Annotated in this window: 10 protein-coding genes and 1 tRNA gene; 3 read left to right on the top strand and 8 right to left on the bottom strand. The window is 72.3% G+C overall.

From position 1 onward, the window contains the following. Positions 1–197 precede the first annotated feature (197 nt). Together ACWEVN_RS21395 and ACWEVN_RS21400 are read left to right on the top strand one after the other, a co-directional pair. Positions 198–2,327, top strand: a complete 2,130-nt coding sequence (locus tag ACWEVN_RS21395) for a DUF6351 family protein (protein WP_452052431.1) — start codon at positions 198–200, stop codon at positions 2,325–2,327. A gap of 19 nt (positions 2,328–2,346) precedes the next feature. Then, positions 2,347–8,706 (top strand): beta-ketoacyl synthase N-terminal-like domain-containing protein, encoded by a 6,360-nt coding sequence (locus tag ACWEVN_RS21400; RefSeq protein ID WP_452052432.1) that lies wholly within the window; start codon positions 2,347–2,349, stop codon positions 8,704–8,706. A gap of 137 nt (positions 8,707–8,843) precedes the next feature. Here the strand turns inward: ACWEVN_RS21400 and ACWEVN_RS21405 are convergent, their stop codons facing one another. The 8 genes from ACWEVN_RS21405 to ACWEVN_RS21440 all read right to left on the bottom strand — a co-directional run bounded on the left by ACWEVN_RS21405 (position 8,844) and on the right by ACWEVN_RS21440 (position 18,209). Continuing rightward, positions 8,844–9,941, bottom strand: coding sequence for an ANTAR domain-containing protein (locus ACWEVN_RS21405; protein WP_452052433.1), 1,098 nt, complete (start codon positions 9,939–9,941; stop codon positions 8,844–8,846). Continuing rightward, a complete protein-coding gene (locus tag ACWEVN_RS21410; protein ID WP_452052434.1) occupies positions 9,938–10,705 on the bottom strand; it encodes an ATP-binding protein in 768 nt (255 codons plus the stop codon). The genes ACWEVN_RS21405 and ACWEVN_RS21410 overlap by 4 nt, the downstream gene beginning before the upstream one ends. A gap of 122 nt (positions 10,706–10,827) precedes the next feature. Further along, positions 10,828–12,294, bottom strand: a complete 1,467-nt coding sequence (locus tag ACWEVN_RS21415) for a multicopper oxidase family protein (RefSeq protein ID WP_452052435.1) — start codon at positions 12,292–12,294, stop codon at positions 10,828–10,830. A 355-nt stretch (positions 12,295–12,649) separates the two neighbouring features. Next, positions 12,650–12,723: transfer RNA gene (locus tag ACWEVN_RS21420), tRNA-Pro, on the bottom strand. Between the two features lie 110 nt (positions 12,724–12,833). Then, positions 12,834–13,997, bottom strand: a complete 1,164-nt coding sequence (locus ACWEVN_RS21425; RefSeq protein WP_452052436.1) for an alginate lyase family protein — start codon at positions 13,995–13,997, stop codon at positions 12,834–12,836. A gap of 144 nt (positions 13,998–14,141) precedes the next feature. Continuing rightward, complete coding sequence (locus tag ACWEVN_RS21430; RefSeq protein WP_449681803.1) at positions 14,142–16,355, bottom strand: glycosyl hydrolase family 18 protein; 2,214 nt, start codon at positions 16,353–16,355, stop codon at positions 14,142–14,144. Positions 16,356–16,515: 160 nt separating this feature from the next. Beyond that, entirely contained in the window at positions 16,516–17,295 is a 780-nt protein-coding gene (locus ACWEVN_RS21435; RefSeq protein WP_452052437.1) for an enoyl-CoA hydratase/isomerase family protein, read from the bottom strand. Between the two features lie 2 nt (positions 17,296–17,297). Continuing rightward, positions 17,298–18,209 (bottom strand): PaaX family transcriptional regulator, encoded by a 912-nt coding sequence (locus ACWEVN_RS21440; RefSeq protein ID WP_449681776.1) that lies wholly within the window; start codon positions 18,207–18,209, stop codon positions 17,298–17,300. A 146-nt stretch (positions 18,210–18,355) separates the two neighbouring features. Here ACWEVN_RS21440 and ACWEVN_RS21445 point away from each other — a divergent pair, with 146 nt between their 5' ends. Further along, the gene (locus ACWEVN_RS21445) at positions 18,356–19,993 is read left to right on the top strand and encodes an ABC-F family ATP-binding cassette domain-containing protein (protein WP_452052438.1); all 1,638 of its coding nucleotides are present in this window, start codon (positions 18,356–18,358) and stop codon (positions 19,991–19,993) included. The last annotated feature ends 177 nt before the right edge of the window (positions 19,994–20,170 follow it).

Consider the following 20,170-nt stretch of genomic DNA (forward strand, 5'->3'; position numbering starts at 1 on the left):
GTATTTGGTCTCTTGCGGTGTGTATGCCCTAAGTCTTGCGGGGGTTGTGCGAGCCGGGGGGGGTGGGGGGGGGGGGGGGGGCCCCCGCGGGGCCGCCCCCCCCCCGCCGGCCGTTGTTCCGGCCGGGCCGCAGGTGCTATACCGGGCAGTAGCCCGGTGTCGCGACGACGCGATGCCACGAACGACCGGAGGGTCTGGTGGCACACCGTGCTGTGCGTTCGTCCGCCGTGGTCGCGGCCCTGACCGTGCCCGTTCTCCTGCTGGGGGCCGCCACCGCCGTGGCCGCTCCGCCGGGGCGGCAGCTCACGATCGAGACCGTGTCGAACCCGCGGCCCGCCCTCGTCAGCGGGGGACAGGTGCTGGTCAAGGTGGCCCCGGCGGACAAGCGGGTCACCGTCAGCCTCAACGGCCACGACGTCACCTCGAGCTTCCGCGCCCAGCCGGACGGCAGCCTGCTCGGCCTGGTCACCGGCCTGCGCGCCGGCGGCAACGACCTCAGCGCCCGGACGCGGGACCGGCGGGCGAACCTGCGCGTCACCGACCACCCGAGCACCGGGCCCGTCTTCTCCGGCGCGCAGCAGCTCCCGTTCTACTGCGAAACCCAGGCGTTCGGCCTCCCCGCGGCGCAGCAGCCGCTGTGCAGCGCGCCGACCCAGGTCAACTACCAGTACCGGACCACCGCCGGGACGTTCGCGCCGCTCGCGGACCCGGCGGCCCGGCCCGCGGACCTCGCGACGGCCACGGTCGGCGGGCACGTGTTGCCGTACGTCGTCCGCGTCGAGCGGGGCACGATCGACCGCGCCGTCTACGAGATCGCGGCGCTGTACGACGGCGCGCCGTCGCCCGTCGCGCCGGAGGCCGGCTGGAACGGGAAGCTGGTCTACACCTTCGGCGGCGGCTGCAACGCGGGCTACCACCAGGGCACTTCGACCGGCGGGGTGGTCAACGACCTGTTCCTGGCCCGGGGCTACGCGGTCGCGTCCTCGACGCTCAACGTGCTCGACAACAACTGCAGCCCGATCATCTCGGCCGAGGCCGCGATGATGGTCAAGGAGCACTTTGCCGAGACCTACGGCCCGATCGCCCACACCATCGGCTGGGGCGGCTCGGGCGGGGCGATCCAGCAGTACGACATCGCGGAGAACTACCCCGGGATCGTCGACGGCATCATCCCCGGCGTCTCGTTCCCGGACCCGCTGAGCACCGGTGGCCCGGTGTCGGACTGCCGTCTGCTGGAGCGGTACTTCGCCGGGCCGGGCGCGTCGTTCACCGCGGCGGAGAAGCAGGCCGTCGCGGGCTTCGGCAGCTACGACACCTGCGTGTCCTGGGACAAGACGTTCGCCAGCCGCGCCACGGCGACTGGCAGCTGCAACGCGGCCATCCCGGTCGCGGCGCGGTGGGATCCGGTCACGAACCCGCGCGGGGTGAAGTGCAATTCGAATGAGCAGCTGGTCAACCAGCTCGGACGGGATCCGCGGACCGGGTTCGTGCGCAGCCCGCTGGACACCGTCGGCGTGCAGTACGGCCTGAACGCGCTGAAGGCCGGCGCGATCACCGCGGCCCAGTTCGTGGACCTCAACGCGGCCATCGGCGGCCTCGATTTCACCGGAACACCGGTGCCGCAACGGATCGCGGCCGACCCGAAGGCCCTGGCCACGGTGTACGCCGAGGACATCCTGAACTCCGCGTCGCAAGGCCTGCGGGAGACGCCGATCATCGACCAGCGCACCGACCTCGACTTCGCCGGGTTCGGCAACGACATCCACACCACCGAGTGGTCCTACGTGCTGCGGCAACGGCTTCTGCGCGCCAACGGCACCGCGGGCAACCAGGTCATCATCGAAAACCACCCCACCCCGGCCGAAGCGGCGGCCGCCAGCGCCTACGAACTCGACGCCATGGACCGCTGGCTCACCGCGATCGACGCCGACGGCTCACACCGCAGCCGCCGGCAGAAGGTGCTGGCGAACCGCCCGGCCGACCTCGCCGACGGCTGCTACCTGGCACCCGCGTCGCGGATCACCGAGAAGCTGACCTACCCGGCGAGCGGCCGGTGCGGCGCGCAGTACCCGGTCGCGGCCAACACCCGGATGGTCGCGGGGGAGAGCCTGGCCCTCGACGTGCTGAAGTGCCGGCTGAAGCCCCTGGACTTCCGCGACTACCCGGTCTCCTTCACCGCGGCGGAGCGGCAGCGGCTGCGGACGGCGTTCCCCGACGGCGTCTGCGACTACCGCCGTCCCGGCGTCGGGCAGCGCGCCCCGATCGGGACCTGGCTGAGCTACGGCGACGAACGGACCGGCACCACCCCGCCGACACAGCCGCGGTGATTGCGGTATACCCGAAGCGGTGGAGGAAATCCGGACCGAATTCATCCAGCCGCTGCTGACGTCGTTGTCCGCGCACCCCGCGGACCGCCCCGCCTACTCCGACGGGCGGCGGACGCTGACCCACGGCGAGCTGGCCCGCGCCAGTGCCGAGCTCGCCGCCGGGCTCGGCGTTTCCCGGGGCGATCGCGTGCTGATCCACGTCGGCAGCCGGGTCGAGTTCGTCGTCGCCCTGCTGGCGGTGCTGCGGGCGGCGGCGATCGGGGTGCCGGTGAGCGCGCGGTCGACCGACGCCGAGCTCGCCCACCTGGCCGACGACTCGGGGGCGACGCTCCTGATCACCGAGGCACGGCACGCCTCGGCAGCGGAACGGCTGGGGCTGCGGGTGCTCTTCGTCGAGGACCCGCCACCGGCGGAGGCGGGGCCGCCGCGCGACGACCTCGGGCTGGACGAGCCGGCTTGGCTGCTCTACACCTCCGGCACCACCGGCCGGCCGAAAGGCGTTCTCCTTTCGCAGCGGGCGATGCTCTGGTCGACGGCCGCCTGTTACGTCCCCGTCTTCGGGATCGAGGCCGCGGACACCGTGGTGTGGCCACTGCCGCTCCACCACGCCTACGCCCTGTCGCTCGCCTTCACCGCGACGATCGCGCTCGGTGCCCACACCCGCCTCGCCGACGGCTGCTCGCCGGAGTTGCTCGCCGAGTACCCGGGCTGCGTGCTCGCGGGGGTACCGGCCACGTACCACCGGCTCCACCAGGAGGCCGACGGCCCGGTCGTCCCGCCGAGGCTGTGCCTGACCGGCGGAGCGCCGTGCACGCCGGCGACCCGCGCCGCGGTCCGGGACCTGTTCGGCCTGCCCCTCGTCGACGGCTACGGGAGCACCGAAACGGGCGGCAAGGTCGCGGTGGAGCGACCGGGGGTACCGGGACTGGTCCCAGTACCCGGTATGGACGTCCGGATCGACGCGGGGGAGGTGCTCGTCCGCGGCCCGGGACTGCTGCTGGGCTACCACGGGCGAACCGGATCGCCGCTGCAGGACGGCTGGTACCGCACCGGCGACGCCGGCCGGTTCGAAGACGGCCGCCTGGTGCTGGCCGGCCGGGTCGACGACGTGATCGTCTGCGGCGGCCAGAACGTCCACCCGACCGAAATCGAAGCGGTGCTCGAGGAAGCGCCGTCGGTGCGGGAGGTCCTGGTGACCGGCCGCCCCGACGACGTCGTCGGGCAGGTGCCGGTGGCGTTCGTGGTCGCCGGGCCCGGCGGCTTCGACGCCGAGGAGCTGCGGCGCCTCTGCCTGAGCCGGCTGTCGCTGCACAAGGTTCCGGTGGCCTACCTCGAAATCGAAGCGATCCCGCGGACGGCGTCGGGCAAACCGAAGCGGAACGCGCTGAAGCAGCCGGATCTCGCCGCGGTGGTGCGGGCCGAGCTGACGGCCCTCTGCGGCCACGACGGCGGCGGCGGGTGGCGGGACCGGCCGTTCACCGACCTCGGGTTGTCCTCCCTCGCGGGCGTGCAGTTCCGGCACCGGATCACCGCGCTGACCGGCGTGCCCGTCCCGCACTCGCTGATCTACGACTTCCCCACGCCGGGCGCGGTGATCGCCGAGCTGACCCGGCTCGGCTCGGCCCGCCCCGAGGAACCCGTGCGGACGGCCCCGCCGCCGTCCGCGGAGCCGATCGCCGTCGTGGCCATGGGCTGCCGGTTCCCCGGCGGGGTGCGCTCGCCGGAGGACCTGTGGCGGCTGGTGGCGGACCGGGTGGACGCGACCGGGGAGTTCCCCGCCGACCGCGGCTGGGACGTGGCCGGGTTGTACGACCCGGACCCGGACCGGATCGGCCACTCGGTGACCCGCCGCGGTGGGTTCCTCGACGGGTTCGCGGACTTCGACCCCGGGATGTTCGGCATCTCCCCGCGGGAGGCCCTGGCCACCGACCCGCAGCACCGGGTGCTCCTGGAGACGTCGTGGGAGGCGTTCGAGCGGGCCGGTCTCGACGTCCCGGCGCTGCGCGGCAGCGACACCGGCGTGTTCGTCGGCGTGATGAACGAGGACTACGCGAGCCGGTTCACCACCGCCCACGAACTCGAGGCGTGGCTGGGCATCGGCTCTTCGCACGCGGTGGCCTCGGGCCGGATCTCCTACACCTTCGGGCTCACCGGGCCGACGCTCACCGTCGACACGGCCTGCTCGTCTTCGCTGGTCGCCCTGCACCTGGCCGTGAAAGCGCTGCGCGAGGGGGAGTGTTCGCTCGCCCTCGCCGGCGGCGCCACGGTGATGGCCACCCCGCGGACGTTCCTGGCCTTCAGCCGGCAGCGCGGCCTCTCCCCGGACGGCCGCTGCCGGTCCTACGCGGCCGGAGCGGACGGCACGGCGTGGTCGGAGGGCGCCGGGGTGGTCCTGCTGGAACGGCTGTCCGACGCCCGCCGGCACGGGCACCCGGTGCTGGCCGTGCTGCGCGGCACCGCGGTGAACGCCGACGGCGCGTCGAACGGCCTGACCGCGCCCAGCGGCCGGGCCCAGCAGGCGCTGATCGCGGCGGCGCTCGCGGACGCGGGGCTGACCGCGGCGGACGTCGACGCCGTCGAAGGGCACGGGACGGGAACGCCGCTGGGCGACCCGATCGAGGCGGACGCGCTGATCGCGGCCTACGGGCGTGCCCCGCGCCGGGATCCGCTCCGGCTCGGCTCGGTGAAGTCGAACATCGGCCACACCCAGGCGGCGGCCGGGATCGCCGGCGTGATCAAGATGGTGACGGCGTTGCAGCACGGGGAATTGCCGCCGTCGCTGCACGCGGACGAGCCGAGCCCGCACGTCGACTGGTCGGCCGGCGGGGTGGCGCTGCTGGCGGAGGCCCGGCCGTGGCCGCGTTCGGACCGGGTGCGCCGGGCGGGGGTGTCGGCCTTCGGCATCGGCGGCACCAACGCGCACGTGATCGTCGAGGAGGCACCGCCGCCGGATTCTCCGGCCCGCCGGCCGTTCCCCGCGGCGCCCTGGCTGCTCAGCGCCGCGGACCCCGACGCACTCCGGCTCGTCGCGGCTGGTCTGGCCGACGCGCCCGACACCGTCGACGTCGCCTACACCCTCGCCCGGCGGACCCCCCTTGCCCACCGTGTAGTGGTGCCTGCGGCGAACCGGGAGGCCTTGCGTGCCGTCGCCGACGGGCGCGTGCCGGGCCGGACCGTCCGGGCGGGAACCCGGCTGGCCGTCGTGTTCGGCGGGCAGGGTGCGCAGCGGGCCGGGATGGGCCGGGAGCTGGCCGGGCGGTTCCCGGTGTTCGCCGACGCCTTCGCCGAGGCGTGCGACGCCCTGAACGTCGACATCGCCTTCACCGGAGAAGCCCTGGACCGCACCGATCACGCGCAGGCCGCGCTGTTCGCCTTCGGCGTCGCGCAGTACCGCTTGTTCGAATCGTGGGGCCTGCGCCCCGATGTCCTGCTGGGCCATTCGATCGGGGAGATCACCGCCGCGCACGTCGCCGGAGTGCTGTCGCTGGCGGACGCGGCGACGCTCGTGGCGGCGCGCGGCCGGCTCATGGCCGCGCTGCCCGGCGACGGGGTGATGATCGCCGTCGAGGCCACCGAAGCCGACGTGGCGCCCTTCGTGGGCGACACCGTTGCCATCGCCGCCGTCAACGGCCCGCGTTCGGTGGTGCTCTCCGGGGAAAGAGCCGCGACGACGACGCTGGCCGATCGCTTCGGTGGCGGAACGCCGCTGCGCGTCAGCCACGCCTTCCATTCGCCGTTGCTGGAACCGATGCTGGCGGAGTTCCACGAGGTCGCGGCCGGGCTGCCGCACCGCCGCCCGGCCCTCCCGCTCGTCTCGTGCGTGACCGGGGAACCGGTCGAGGAGATCGAGCCCGGCCACTGGCGCCGGCACGCCCGTTCGACCGTGCGGTTCGCCGACGCGCTCGCCACGGCGGCGGCTCCCGGGCCGGCCGCCGGCCTCGAGATCGGCCCGGCGCCGACGCTCGGCCGCCTGGCCGCGGACGTCCTGCCGCTGGCGCCGGCGACGATGTCGGGCACCGGGGTGCTGGCCGCGGCGGGCGCGGTGCACACCGCGGGTGTCCGCGTGGACTGGCCCGCGGTGTTCGCCGGCTCGGGCGCGCGGATCACCCCGCTGCCCACCTACCCGTTCAAGCGCACGCGGTACTGGCTGGACCAGCCGTCCCCGGAGCAGGACAGCGGTGACCACGCGGTGCTCGGCCCGGCGCTGGAGGCGCCCGATTCGCCGCGGGTCGTGCACGGCGGCTCGCTCGGCGTCCGCCGCCACCGGTGGCTCGCCGACCACGTCGTCGGCGGATCCGTGCTGGTGCCCGGGACGGTGTTCGCCGAGCTGGCCCTGCACGCCGGCGGTGCGGGCGTCGAGGAACTCACCATCGAAGCCCCGCTGCGCCTGGACACCGAGGACGTCCACGTCCAGGTCGTCGTGGACGAGCCGAGGATCGACGTCTACGCCCGGGCCCGCGACGGCAAGCAGTGGCGGAAGCACGCCGGCGGGAAGCTGCGCCCTCGCGGCCCGCTCCCGCCCGCCTGGAGCGGGCCGTGGCCACCGGCCGGAGCCGCGGAAGCCGACGTCGCCGAGGCCTACCGCGCGCACGCCTACGGGCCCGCCTTCCAGGCGGTGCACCGGTTGTGGCTGCGCGATGCGGAGTTCTTCGCCGAGGTCGAGGTGCCGCCGGGCGTCGGGGGCCGGTTCGAGCTGCACCCGGTCCTGCTGGACGCGGCCGTGCACGCGACCGCGCTGGCCGAGGGACCGGCGGCCGAGCAGCGGGTGCCGTTCCTCTGGAACGGTGTCGAGGTCTACGCGCCGGGCGTTCGCCGGGCTCGGGTGCACGGCGTCCGTCTCGGCGCCGGCTCCGTCCGGGTCACGCTGTACGACGAAGCCGGGAACCCGGCGGCCGGGATCGAATCGCTGACGACCCGGCCGATGGCGGCCCCCGACACGATGCTCTACCGTCCACAGTGGATTCCGATCCCGCCGGCGGCGGCGACGGAACCGGTCCGGACCGTCGAAATCGCCGGGACACCGGGTGACGTGCGGGCGGCGGCCGGACACGCCCTGTCGGTGCTCCACGACTGGCAGGGCAGCGGCGACCGGTTGCTGCTGGTCACCCGCAACGCGACCGGTCCCGATCCCGACCCGGCCGCCGCGGCGGCCTGGGGACTGGGCTGCGCGGCCGCGGCGGAACACCCGGGCCGGATCGGCCTGGTCGACCTCGAGCCGGGGTTCCCGGTGACGCGGGTGGCCGACCTCGTGGGCGGCAGCGCGGAACCGCAGATCGCCCTCCGCGACGGCGTGCCGCACGTCCTGCGCATCACCCGCGCCGCCCCGGCCCCGGCGCGGCCGATCGACCCGGCCGGGACGGTGCTGATCACCGGCGGGACGGGCGCGCTCGGCGCGCTGCTGGCCCGGCACCTGGTGGTCGCGCACGACGTCCGGCACCTCCTGCTGGTGAGCCGTCGCGGGCCGGAGGCGCCCGGCGCCTCGGAACTGCTCGCGTCCCTGCGGGACCTCGGCGCGCAGGTCCGGATCGTCGCGGCCGACGTCGCGGACCGCGCGACCGTGGCCGGCCTGGTCGTCGGCTGCGAGCCGCCGTTGACGGCGGTGGTGCACAGCGCGGCCGTGGTCGACGACGGGGTCCTGGCGGCCCAGACCCCGGAGCGCCTCGACGTCGTGCTGCGCCCCAAGGCGGACGCGGCCCTGGTCCTCGACGAGGTGACCCGCGACCTGCCGCTGACGGCGTTCGTCCTGTTCTCCTCGGTCGCCGGCGTGTTCGGCAAGGCGGGCCAGGCCAACTACGCGGCGGCGAACCGGATGCTGGACGCCCTGGCCTGCCGCCGGCACGTGGCCGGGCGCCCGGCGTTGTCCCTGGCGTGGGGGCTGTGGGAACTGGGCACCGGCCTCGGCGACCGCATCTCGGCCACGGCCCGGCGGCGCATCCAGGCGTCCGGCGTCGAAGGATTGACCGCCGAGCAGGGCCTGGCCCTGTTCGACGCGGCCCTCGGCTCGCCCGAACCCGTGCTGGTCCCGGTCCGCTTCGACCCGTCGGCGCCGCTGGCCCCGCTCACCGGCGGAGCGGCCGCCCGCTCGGCGCCGGTGCGGTCGAGCTGGCCGGTGAACCCGGCCGAGCCGGAGTTGCGCGACCTGCTGCGCGCGGAGGTCGCGGCGGTCCTGGGCCACCCGGACGCCGCCGTGATCGCCGACGACCGCCCGTTCCCGGAGCTCGGGTTCGATTCGCTCACCGTGATCGAGCTGCGCACCCGCCTCACGGAATTGTCGGGCCTGGACTTGCCGGCCACGGTCGTCTTCGACCGGCCGACCGTCGCCGAGCTGGCGCGGTACCTGTTGGATGCCCCGGTCCCGGCGGAAGGAGCGCGGACGTGACACCGGTCGCGCTCGCCGGGAATCACCGACGAATGCGGCGGCGGCGTGATCTTCCGGCCGCCGACCTCTCGGCTCCGTTCTCCCGGTGAGCACCATGGCCGTCACCGGGCGCGCGAGTTTCCCGCGCCGGCCGATCGTCAAGGGCGCCGGTCTTCGGCCGACAGCGCGGAATGGTTGCCGACCAGGCCGGCCGCGATGTCGGCCAGCTTGACGTTGAGCTGCTGCGAGGTGCGCCGCAGCAGGTCGAACGCCGCGTCGGCGTCGAGGCCCTGCCGGGCCATCAGGATGCCCTTCGCCTGCCCGATGACGTCCCGGGAGGCGATGGCCTGCCGCAGGCTGGCCCGTTCCAGTTCGGCGACCTCGATGCTGCGCGCGTGCTGCAAGGCCAGGGAAGCGTGCGTGGCCAGCAGCAGGGCACGGTGGCGGTCGGCGTCGGTGATGCCCCCGCGGTGGGCGTAGATGTTGAGCGCGCCGCTCACGGCGGCCGGGCCGGACGGAGGCAGGAGCGCGGTCGAGAGCACCGCGCCGAGGCCGTGTGCGGTGGCCACCGCCGCGAACTGCGGCCACGACGTCGTGCGGGCCAGGTCCTGTTCGAGCGCGAAGGCGGGGCCGTCCGGGGTGGCCGCGTCGAGGCACGGGCCCTCCCCGCTGCGGTACTGCACGTCATCGAGGTCGATGGCGACTTCGGGCGCCTCGATCGGGGTGAAGAACCGCCCACCCGGGTCACGCAGGGTGATGCTGACCAGCCGTGCGTGCGGGACGACCACGGTGGTGGCCGCCACGACCTGGGACAGCGCCTGGCCGACGCTCCGGGCGTCCAGCAGGACGCGGGTCAGCGCGGCGAGCTGGTCGCCGAGCCGCTCGACCTCGGGGTGCTCGGGAAGCGCCGCGGTGATCGCCTCGTCCACGCTCGTGTGCAGGGGCAGCGCGTCCGCCGGCGCCGCGGTGCGCAGGATGCGGGCGTTCACACTGGCCGGGTCGAGCAGCACCGCGGTCCGGACGCCGTGGCCGGCCCGCTCGAGGGCGAAGGACACGAGGACCCGCGCGCCGGCGGCCGACAGCAGTTCCAGGTCCCGCAGGTCCAGCACGATCAGCGACGGCGGGGGCAGCACCACGGTGGCGTCGGTCAGTTTGCCCGACGCGACCTCCGCCGTGCCCGAGTTCAGCGTCCCGGTCAGCCGCAGCACGAAGGCCTGCTCGGCGGTCACCGGCACGACTTCGATGGCACCGCTCATGATCCCGCCCTCCACGGAACCGGTTTCCGGGCCCGGGGCCGCCGGTCCAGGACCGCCCAGACGACCTTGCCGCCCAGCCAGGAGCGGCTGCAGCCCCAGCGTCTCGCCGTCTGCGCGACCACCTGCAGCCCCAGGCCGGGTTCGGTCAGCGTCGAACGTTCGTGCAGCACCGCCGGCCGCGGGTCGTCGTCGGCGACGGCCACCCGGAACAGCTCGCGGCGCAGCTCCAGCCGCAGCCGGGCCGCCGATGCCGTGTGCACGACGGTGTTCTCGACCAGTTCGGTCGCGACGATCTGGGCGTCGCCGGCGAACTCCGGCACCGTCCACCGGGTGCAGACCTCGTTGACGAACCGCCGCGCCATGGTCGAGGCGAACGTCGACGGCGGGAATTCCCGCACGGCCCGCTGGCGGGGAGCCCGGTCGCCCGCCCGCTCGGCGCCGGCCACGTCCGGGTGCACGGCGACGAACTCGTCGATCGAGCGGGCATGCAGGCCGGCGAGGTGGTCGGCCCGGTCGGTCACCACCGCGAACGACACGCCCGGCCAGTCACCGATCCGCGTGGCGATCACCGAGAACAGGCTGAAGAGGCGGTCGTGCTCGACGGCGAGGCCGCGGATGTCGGCGATCACGCAGCCGGGGGCGTCCGTGGCGACCTTGAGCACGCCGTCGCGCAGCCCGGACGCGCTCGCCGGGGTGAGCGCCCCGGTGGCGGTCACCACCGTGCACCCGGCCTGGAACGCCGATTCGAGGTGCACCTCCGCCACCAGCTCCCACCTCCGTCATCCGCGCCGGCCAGGACAAGCCCAAAAAGGATGACTACCCCACCTGCGGGTGGGCAAACGTGCACCGCGGGGCGGACCCGCCGCCCGCTCCGCGGCACCGTCCGTCAGGGAACGATCTCCATTTCCGCCATCATGCCGATGCTCGAGTGTTCCAGGAAGTGGCAGTGGTAGACGTACCGGCCGACGTAGTCGGTGAAGGTGGTCTGCACCCGGATCCACTCGCCCGGATCGAGGTTCACCGTGTCCTTGCGGCCCGCGTCGTCTGGTGCCGGCGGCCCGCCGTTGCGGTCGAGCACGCGGAACTGCTCGAGGTGAAGGTGGAACGAGTGGGGTATACCCCGGACGGTGTCGGTGTTGCGGACGGTCCAGATCTCGGTCGCGCCGCGCTTGACCTTCAGGTCCACCCGGTTGGGGTCGTAGGCCTGGTCGTTGACCAGACCGACGGTGCCCGTGTCGTCGAACCGCAGGGTGATTTCCCGCTGGACGGTCGCCGGGGCCAGCGCGGGCAGCGGCCGCAGGACGGCGGGCACGCGGCTGGTGTCGACCGCGAGGCGCGTCACGTCGAACCGCATCACCGGGCCGTAGATGTCCTGGAGCACCAGGTGCGAACCCAGGGGCACGCGCGAGAAGTCGACCACGATGTCCGCGCGTTCCGCGGACCCGAGCAGGATCTCCGACCGCTGCACCGGCGCCGGCAGCAACCCGCCGTCGGAGCCGATCTGCGTCATCTGGAGGCCGCCCAGGGTGAGCCGGAACTGCCGATCGTTGGCGCTGTTGAGCAGCCGGAACCGGTACTTGCGGGCCGCGACCTGGAAGTAGGGGGTCTCGACGCCGTTGACGAGGGTGGTGGTGCGGTCCGGCGGGAAGTTCGGGTAGACCATGGCGCCGTTGGCGTCGAGCTGGATGTCGCGAATCATGAGCGGCACGTCGTACTGCCCCGAAGGCAGGTTCAGGCCGCGTTCCGCGTCGTCGTCGATGATGTAGAGGCCGTGCAGTCCCCGGTAGACGTTCTCGGCCTCGAGGTGGTGGGCGTGGTCGTGGTACCAGAGCGTCGCGCCCTGCTGGCGGTTCGGGTAGTGGTAGGTGCGGCTCTGCCCGGGGTTGAGCACGTCCATCGGGTAGCCGTCGTCGGCATGGGCGTTGTGCCCGCCGTGCAGGTGGACATTGGACGGCACGTCCAGCTGGTTGGTGAAGGTCACCTCCACCGGCGTGCCGGTCTTGGCGCGGATGGTGGGCCCGACGAACAGGCCGCCGAACGAGCGCACCGTCGTCGGCTTGCCGGGCTGGAACGCGTGCTGGGCCGTCTTGATCGGGATCTTGTAGACGTCGACGCCGTCGCGGCGGCGCACCGGCGTCAGCTGCTGCGGTATCGGCAAGCGTTGCGAGAACAAAGCCCCCAGCCCCGCCGCCGGACGGCCCCCGCCGGCCGCGGCACCGTCGGCCGGGGCGTGCCCGGTGTGGTCCGCCCCGCCGGGCGAAGGTTCCCGGGTCAGCACGGAAGGCAGCAGCGCCGCCCCGCCCACCACGCCCCCGGCCGTCGCCCACCCCAGCAGTCGTCTTCGGTTCAACATCACCCGCTCCTCGGAGCTCATTGTTTGTTTCCGGCACCGATTCCGGCGCCACTCCCCGCAGCGATACTCTGCCCGTCGGCGAGTGGGCGGACATCTCCGGAAATGCGAAATTCTTCAAAGCGGGAGCGGGTAACCCCAAAGAAGGAATAGTGATTTTCCACCAGTGCGATCCGTCACCGACCCGGTACGGCGGGTGGGCCTACCACGCCTGATGATCGTCGAAAAGGGTAATTCATGCAAACAGGCAAAACGGATGAATGTCAACTCGGGACCGGATCCGGTAACCGGGCGGGCGACAACACAAAGGGCCCGTGAGCGGCGGTGGTGCCGCTCACGGGCCCTGCAAGTGTGTCCGTCGGGCTGACAGGATTTGAACCTGCGACCCCTTGACCCCCAGTCAAGTGCGCTACCAAACTGCGCCACAGCCCGGACTCGCACTCCCTGAGTGCGTGAGAAGTACTCTAGCGTGCCCTCCGAACGGCCCCGCAAGCAGGGTCGGTAGTCGCCCTGACCTGGGGAAACAGGTCAGGGCGACCGGGTCAGGCCGGGTTGGCGGCGTGGGTCAGGGTCTGCCACGCCACGAACAGGCCGTTCGAGCCCGCCGGGCGCTGGCACTCGGTCAGCGTCTGCGTGTTCGTCATCGCGATGCCCAAGCGCGTGTTCAGCGCGTTGAAGCCCACCTCCGTCACCGGGCCGAGGCCGAGGTTCAGGTGTCCCGAGCACAACCAGGACGGCACCGCCGCGCCGAGCTGGTACTTCGCCTGGAAGCCCAGGGCCTGGCGCAGGCGCGTGCCGATCTCCGTCGGGTAGACGTCCTCGCCCTGGATGCGGAGCGTTTCCGCCACGTCCGCGATCGCCGCTATTCCGTAGCCCGTGTGGGTGAAATCGCGGCAGGTTTCCTGGGTCAGGCCGTCCACGAACGTCGACTGGCCCTGCCAGTAGCCGACGATCTGGTCGCGCGAAGACAGCCCGCTGCCCGGGACGGTCTTCGGGAGCGCGCCGTCGGACGACAAATACACGTAAGCCGCGACGCGGTTGCGGTAGCGGGTCACCGCCTTGTCGTAACTCGCCTTGTCCTCCAGGAACACCGAGATGCCGACCGCGGCCTCCATCATGGACAGTTCCCAGTTCCCGTTACTGTTGCTGCCGTTGATCACCTTGTTCAGGTACACGTTGCGCAGCATCGTCGCGAACCGGCCCGCATTCGGCCAGCTCGAATACGTGTACTTGATGATCTCCGCCGCGCGCGGCCACGACGAGCCCGCCCAGCCCGTCTGCAGCGGGGCGTTGCTGTTCGTGTGGCTCGTGATCACCGCCGACCACGCGTCCATCAGCGCGATCGACTTCTGCGCGTACCGCGCGTCGCCCGTGATGTACCAGATCAGCGCGTCCGTGTACGCCGCGATCGCGTCTTCGCGTTCGTCCGTGCAGCCGTAGTTCGGGTTGGAATACGAACCGCATTCGACCACCGCGCGCGGTTTCGGAGTCCGCGAGAGCGAGGCGTACGAGCTGGCCCGAGCCTGGTCGTACGCCGCCTTCCACGGCTGGGCGCCGGCGTTCACCTTGGCCTTGACGAAGTCCAGCTGCGGACGGCTCACCAGCACGCCCGGATGGGTGAACGCCGCCGGGGCGGCCGGAGCCGGGGTGGCCAGCACCCCCAGGAGCAGGGGGACCAGCGCGAGGACCTTGCGAAAGCGGGACATGGCTCTCCTCGAGACGACGGTGTCTTGGGGGCGCGCGCCGGCTCAGTGTCATGGTCCAGACCACCGCGGGTCAAGCTTTTCTTTGTGTCCCAAAGAAAGTGTTCAGCCCGCTGAACAGGAGTGTTCAGCGGGCTGAACGGAACCTCAGCCGAGCCCGGCGCTCACCGCGTTCAGCAACGCGCCGGTGTCGCCCGACATCTCCCACGCCATCACGCCGAGCAGCCCGCGCGACTTGAGCCACGTCGTCTTCAGCCCGATCGACCAGGCGTCGTCGAACGTCCACCACTGCCCGCCGTTGCCCGTGTAGCACGACGTCGCGACGGCGGCCGTGTCGTGGTGGACCGTGCAGCCCGGCACGCTCGCCACCAGGTTTGCGTACCCGCGGGTGCCCGCTTCCTCGGCGAACTGGCCCGGCGCCGCGCCGGTCGCGGACTGCCACTCGCCGCTCTTGCCGCCGTCGGCGACGCCCTGCCAGCCGCGGCCGTAGAAGGCCAGGCCGAGCGTCAGCCGCCGCGGATCGACCCCCGCGTTCGTGTACGCATTGATCGCGCTTTCCGCACTGAAGTGGAAGTTGTACGGGTCGTCCGCGTCGGCGTACAGGTTGCCCTGGTGGCCGGTGCGGTTCGGCTCCCACGAATTGTCGCTGCCCGACCCGTGGAAGTCGTAACCCTGCACGTTCGCGACATCCAGGTAATTGAAGATCTTGGAAACGTCCCAGCCCGAAGCGACCTTCGCCGGGTCGGCCGGCGTGAACGCGTGCAGCTGGTACCGCTTGCCGGTGGTCGCGCCGTAGGCGTCCATCTGCGTGCGGAATTCCGCCAGCAACGCGGTCAGATTCGCTTTGTCGTTCGGGCTCCAGTGGTTCCCGGGGTGACCGTCGGCGCTGCCGGGCCATTCCCAGTCGACGTCGATGCCGTCGAAGATGCCCGCCGCGGTGCCCGGCCCGCCCGCGCCGCCGTAGGGCGCGATGTTGCCCTTGAGCCAGGTGTCCACACAGGACGAGACGAACTTCTTGCGCGACGCGTCGGTGGCCGCGACGTCCGAGAAGTACTTCGAATACGTCCAGCCGCCGAGCGAAACCAGCACCTTCAGGTTCGGGTGCTTCGCCTTGAGCTTCTTGAGCTGGTTGAAGTTGCCGCGCAGCGACTCCCAGCCGGTGTCGGCCACGCCGTCGACGGACTGCGCCGCCGCGAACGGCCGCGAGTAGTCGGCCTCGGCGTCACCGGCGCCGTCACCCTGGTTGGGGTCCTGCGGATTGGCCGTCGTGCCCTTCGTGACCCCGGACAGGCAGGTCAGGTTCACCGGATCGATGTTCTCGAACGCGTACAGCAGGTGCGTCAGCTTCGAAGCCGCGCCCGAAGTTTCCAGGTTCTTCACGAAGTACTGGCGCCCGTAGATGCCCCACTGCACGAAGTACCCGACCTTCGCATAACCCGAGACGATGTCGCCGGTCCGGGCGGTCACCGCGGCACTCGGCGCCGACACGTTGTCGTAGCCGTCGCGAGCGCGGACGGTGAACGTGTACGAAGTGGACGGTGCCAGCCCGGTCACGACGGCCGCCGTGGTGGTCACCGTCGTGGCCAACGCAGAACCGCGGTAGACGTCGTAGCTGACCACGCCGGTGTTGTCCGTCGACGCCGTCCAGGCCAGGGAGATGCTTCCGGAGTCGGCGGCCGTCGAGCGCACCCCGCTCGGCGTGGACGGCGCTTGCGTGTCGTCGGCCGGGTTGTTCGTCGTCACGGCCAGCGGAGCGCTCGCCGGGGACGTGTTCCCCTTGGCGTCCTTGGCTTTCACCGTGAACGAATACGCGGTGCCCGGGGTGAGCCCGGAGATCGTGGCGCTCGTCCCGGTCACCGACGCGGCCAGGGAGGCCCCCTGGTAGACGTCGTACCCGGTCACCGGGAGGGAGCCGGCCGCGGAAGCGTTCCACGCCAGCGCGACGGTTTTGGTCGTCTTCGCGACCAGCCGCAGGTTCGCCGGCGCGCCCGGCGGGGTGTCCGGTGAACCGTCGCAGTTGGCGTTGTCGACGCGGCACTGCGTGGGCGTTGCGGCGGCACTGAGCCGGAACGTCGGGCTGTACGGGTAGGTGTTGCGGCCCGGCGCCAGCGTGGCGATGTAGTACGCCGGCGTCAGCGTGACCTGGGTGCCGTTCTGGGTCACCGTGCCGTTTTCGCCGGTCGAGGCGGTGATCCCGGCGGGCAGCGTGAAGGTGATCGCCCAGTTGCTCACCGACGCGGTACCGGTGTTCGCGACGGTGTACGTGCCGGTGGTGCCGCTCATCGCCAGGGTGGCGGTGAGCGAACCGGCTGCGGCGGCGGGTGGCGCGAGCGCCGCGGTGCCGCCGAGCGCGATGAGCAAGGCGGCGAGTGCGGAGCGTAGTCGTGCGGGAGTGCGTCTCATGGCGGTTCTCCAAGCGGCACGAGGCGGGGACGACGTGGTCTAGACCACATCGAATGTAACCCGGTGCAAGGGGAACCGCGCACGCCCGAACGGCGGCAACCGCTGTCCGAACGGACGGTTAACGCCCGGAGAAGGTCGCTTTCCCCGGTCCGTCGGCGAGGAACGACTTCACGGCGTTGCGGAGGTCCTCGGTCTCGAACAGTTCGGCCGCGATCGTGGTGATGTGCGCGTTCGCCTCGGGGACACCGCCGGCGGCGAAGTGGTCGAGGACGCGCTTGGTCGCTGCGTGGGCGCGCGTCGGTCCGTCGGCCAGCCGCCGGGCGAACGCCCGCGCCGCGTCGTCGAAGCCCTCGCTCGGCAGGACGCGGTTGACGACGTTCCAACGCTCCAGCGTCGCGGCGTCGTAGGTGTCACCGGTCATCACGAACTCCTTGGCGCGCCCGACCCCGGCCCGCGCGGCGAGCCGCTGGGTGCCGCCCATGGTCGGCGTCAGGCCGACGACCTTCTCGACCAGCCCGAACTTCGCGCGATCGGCGGCGAGGACGATGTCGCAGGCCACGGCCACCTCGAACGCCCAGGTCAGGCACAGGCCGTGCGCGGCGAAGACGGTCGGGAACGGCAGCGCCGCGATCCGGTCCGGCACCGCGAGCATCTCGTCGAAGAGGACCTTCGCCTCGGCGGGCGAGCCCTGGGCGTCGAACAGCGAGACGTCGACCCCGCCGCTGACGATCTTGCCTTCGGCGCGGATCAGCAGGGCCCGCGCGGGCGCGGCCTCCAGCTCGCCGATCATCGAGGAGAGTTCGGACTGCAGCGAAGCCGTGTAGAGGTTCAACGGCGGAGCGTCGACGGTCAGGACGGCGAGCCCGCCGTCACGATCGAGGCGGACCTGCTGAGTCATGTTCACCCTGCTTCTTCGGCTTCGACGATGTCGTCCCAATACTGCTGGGCCTCGGGACGCCAGTCGACGTGTTTGTGATGGAACAGTTCCGCCGCTTTCGTCCCGCTCCACTTCGCCGGCAGCAGCTCGGCCGGCAGCTGCGGGTCGAGGAAGGGGAACCGCCGCCACTCGTGGACGAGCTCGGTCTGCGCGCGCAGCACCGCGCGGCCGCCGGTCGGGTGGAGGCCGGTGAAGCGGTCGATGAAGTCCTCGTAGCGGTCCTTCAGCTCGGTCAGGTCCCAGGAACGGGCGACCATCGACTCCTGCTCGCCGACCTCGCCGTACGCGGCGGTGAACGACATCGCCTGCGCGTCGAGGCCGAGGTCGTTGACGATCTGCTGGGCCTCCCGCTGGCGGGTCAGGTCCGGGCTGACCCACACGCCGGCGACCGGCGAGCCGAAGCCCGCCCAGGTCAGCCGCGTGCGCAGCCGGTGCCGCAGGTCGCGCTTGGCCTCCGGGACGGAGACGATCAGCATCAGCCACTGGCTGTTCCAGGGGCGTTCCTCGCGGCCGAACGCGTAGATCCGGTCGGCGCCCTCGGTCAGCAGACGGCGGCCCGGCGGCGTCAGCGACCAGCGCACGCGGCGCCCGACGCGCTCGGAGACCACCCAGCCCTCGGCGGCGGAGCGGGCCAGCGCCTGCCGCGCCGACTTCTCCTCGATGTCAAGGATGCCCAGGACCTCGACGAGCATCGACGTCCAGACCGGCTTGTCGCGCGGCAGCGCGTACTCGCCGAGGACGGTCATCAGCAGCGACCGCGCGCTGGCGTGACTGACCTCGCGCCGCCGGCTCACCGTGGGCCGGGGCGCGGACGGACGGCCTTCCCTCGGCTTCGGCCTGCGGCCGAGGGTGACCGGGGGAGCGGGCTCGCCCATGCTGTTCACCGACCTCACTGCGCTGGGGGACTGACAACCGAACAGGGTACCCACAGTGAGTGATCAAAGCGCCACGGGACACACACTGTCGGTGGTTTTGACCTTGATCTGACAGTTCACCACGAGGTCGTAGACTCGGCTACCTCATGAGCGCAACTCTCGTCGCGAAGGACCTGGCCGCGGGCCACGGTGACCGCATCCTCTTTTCCGGCCTCGATCTCGTGGTGGCCCCCGGCGACGTCGTCGGCCTGGTCGGGGTCAACGGCGCCGGCAAGTCGACGCTCCTGCGGACCCTCGCCGGCCTCGCGAAGCCGGACAGCGGTGAAGTCCGCCTGAACCCGCCGACCGCGACGGTCGGCCACCTGCCGCAGGAGCCGGAACGGCGCGAAGGCGAGTCGGTGCGGGCCTTCCTGGCGCGCCGCACCGGCGTCTCGGCGGCCCAAGAGGACCTCGACGCGGCGACGTCGGCCCTCACCGACAGCGCGGCGGGCGCGGACGACCTGTACGCGGCGGCGCTGGACCGCTGGCTGGCTCTCGGCGGCGCCGACCTCGACGACCGGGCGGCCGAAGTGGCCGCCGACCTCGGCCTGGCCGTGGACCTGGACCAGCCGATGACGTCCCTGTCGGGCGGCCAGGCGGCCCGGGCGGGGCTGGCGTCGCTGCTGCTCAGCCGCTACGACGTCTTCCTGCTCGACGAGCCGACGAACGACCTCGACCTCGACGGCCTGGCCCGCCTGGAGCAGTTCGTGTCCGGCCTCCGGGCGGCGACGGTGCTGGTGAGCCACGACCGCGAGTTCCTGGCCCGCACGGTCGACCGCGTCGTCGAGCTGGACCTGGCCCAGCAGCAGGTGAACGTCTACGGCGGCGGGTACGAGGCGTATCTGGAGGAGCGCGAGGTCGCGCGCCGGCACGCGCGTGAGGAGTACGAGGAGTACGCCGACACGAAGGCGTCCTTGGAGGCGCGCGGGCGGATGCAGCGGGCGTGGATGGAGAAGGGCGTGAAGAACGCCCGCCGGAAGCAGCCCGACAACGACAAGGCGGCGCGCAAGTTCCGCACCGAGGCCACGGAGAAGCAGGCGTCGAAGGCGCGGCAGACCGACCGCATGATCGAGCGGCTGGAGGTCGTCGAGGAGCCGCGCAAGGAGTGGGAGTTGCGGATGGAGATCGCCGCGGCCCCGCGGGCGGGAGCGGTGGTCGCAACGCTGCGGGGCGCGGTGGTCCAGCGCGGCGGATTCACCCTCGGCCCGGTCGACCTGCAGATCGACTGGGCGGACAAGGTCGCCATCACGGGCGCGAACGGATCCGGCAAGTCCACGCTCCTGGCGGCAATGCTGGGCCGGGTGGCGTTGTCCGAAGGCGCCGCGTCCCTGGGTCCGGGTGTGGTGGTCGGCGAGGTCGACCAGGCCCGGCGGTTGTTCCTGGGCGATGTGCCGCTGGCTTCGGCGTTCGCCCGGGAGGTGCCCGAGTTCGCCGACGCCGAGGTCCGGACGCTGCTGGCCAAGTACGGCCTCAAGGCCGCGCACGTGCTTCGATCCGCCGCAACGCTTTCGCCGGGCGAACGGACACGGGCCGCGCTGGCGTTGTTGCAGGCCCGCGGGGTGAACCTCCTGGTCCTGGACGAGCCAACCAACCACCTCGACCTCCCCGCCATCGAGCAACTCGAGGCGGCGCTGGACAAGTACCCGGGAACGCTGCTCCTGGTGACACACGACCGCCGCATGCTCGACGCGGTACACGTGACGCGCCGCCTGGTGGTCGACGAGGGCAAGGTCGGCGAGCAGTAATCTGCGGCGCTGCTGGTGCTCTCGTTTGAGAGCAGTGCCCTCGCTTCGGAGCGGTGCTCTGGTTGCGGTAGTGAGCGGTGCTCTCGTTTCGGAGCGCCGCTTCGGCGCTGGGCGTGAGCACTGCTCTCACGTGTGAGCAGTGCTCTCTTATAGATGAGGGCGCCTGCCGTTGCGTGA

This window comes from Amycolatopsis sp. NPDC003861, assembly GCF_053605405.1.

Bases quoted from the DNA above. Each gene is read 5' to 3' on its own strand.
- ACWEVN_RS21445 (WP_452052438.1), top strand. From the start codon at position 18,356: ATGAGCGCAACTCTCGTCGCGAAGGACCTGGCCGCGGGCCACGGTGAC.
- ACWEVN_RS21435 (WP_452052437.1), bottom strand. From the start codon at position 17,295: ATGACTCAGCAGGTCCGCCTCGATCGTGACGGCGGGCTCGCCGTCCTG.
- ACWEVN_RS21415 (WP_452052435.1), bottom strand. From the start codon at position 12,294: ATGTTGAACCGAAGACGACTGCTGGGGTGGGCGACGGCCGGGGGCGTG.
- ACWEVN_RS21405 (WP_452052433.1), bottom strand. From the start codon at position 9,941: ATGAGCGGTGCCATCGAAGTCGTGCCGGTGACCGCCGAGCAGGCCTTC.
- ACWEVN_RS21440 (WP_449681776.1), bottom strand. From the start codon at position 18,209: ATGGGCGAGCCCGCTCCCCCGGTCACCCTCGGCCGCAGGCCGAAGCCG.
- ACWEVN_RS21425 (WP_452052436.1), bottom strand. From the start codon at position 13,997: ATGTCCCGCTTTCGCAAGGTCCTCGCGCTGGTCCCCCTGCTCCTGGGG.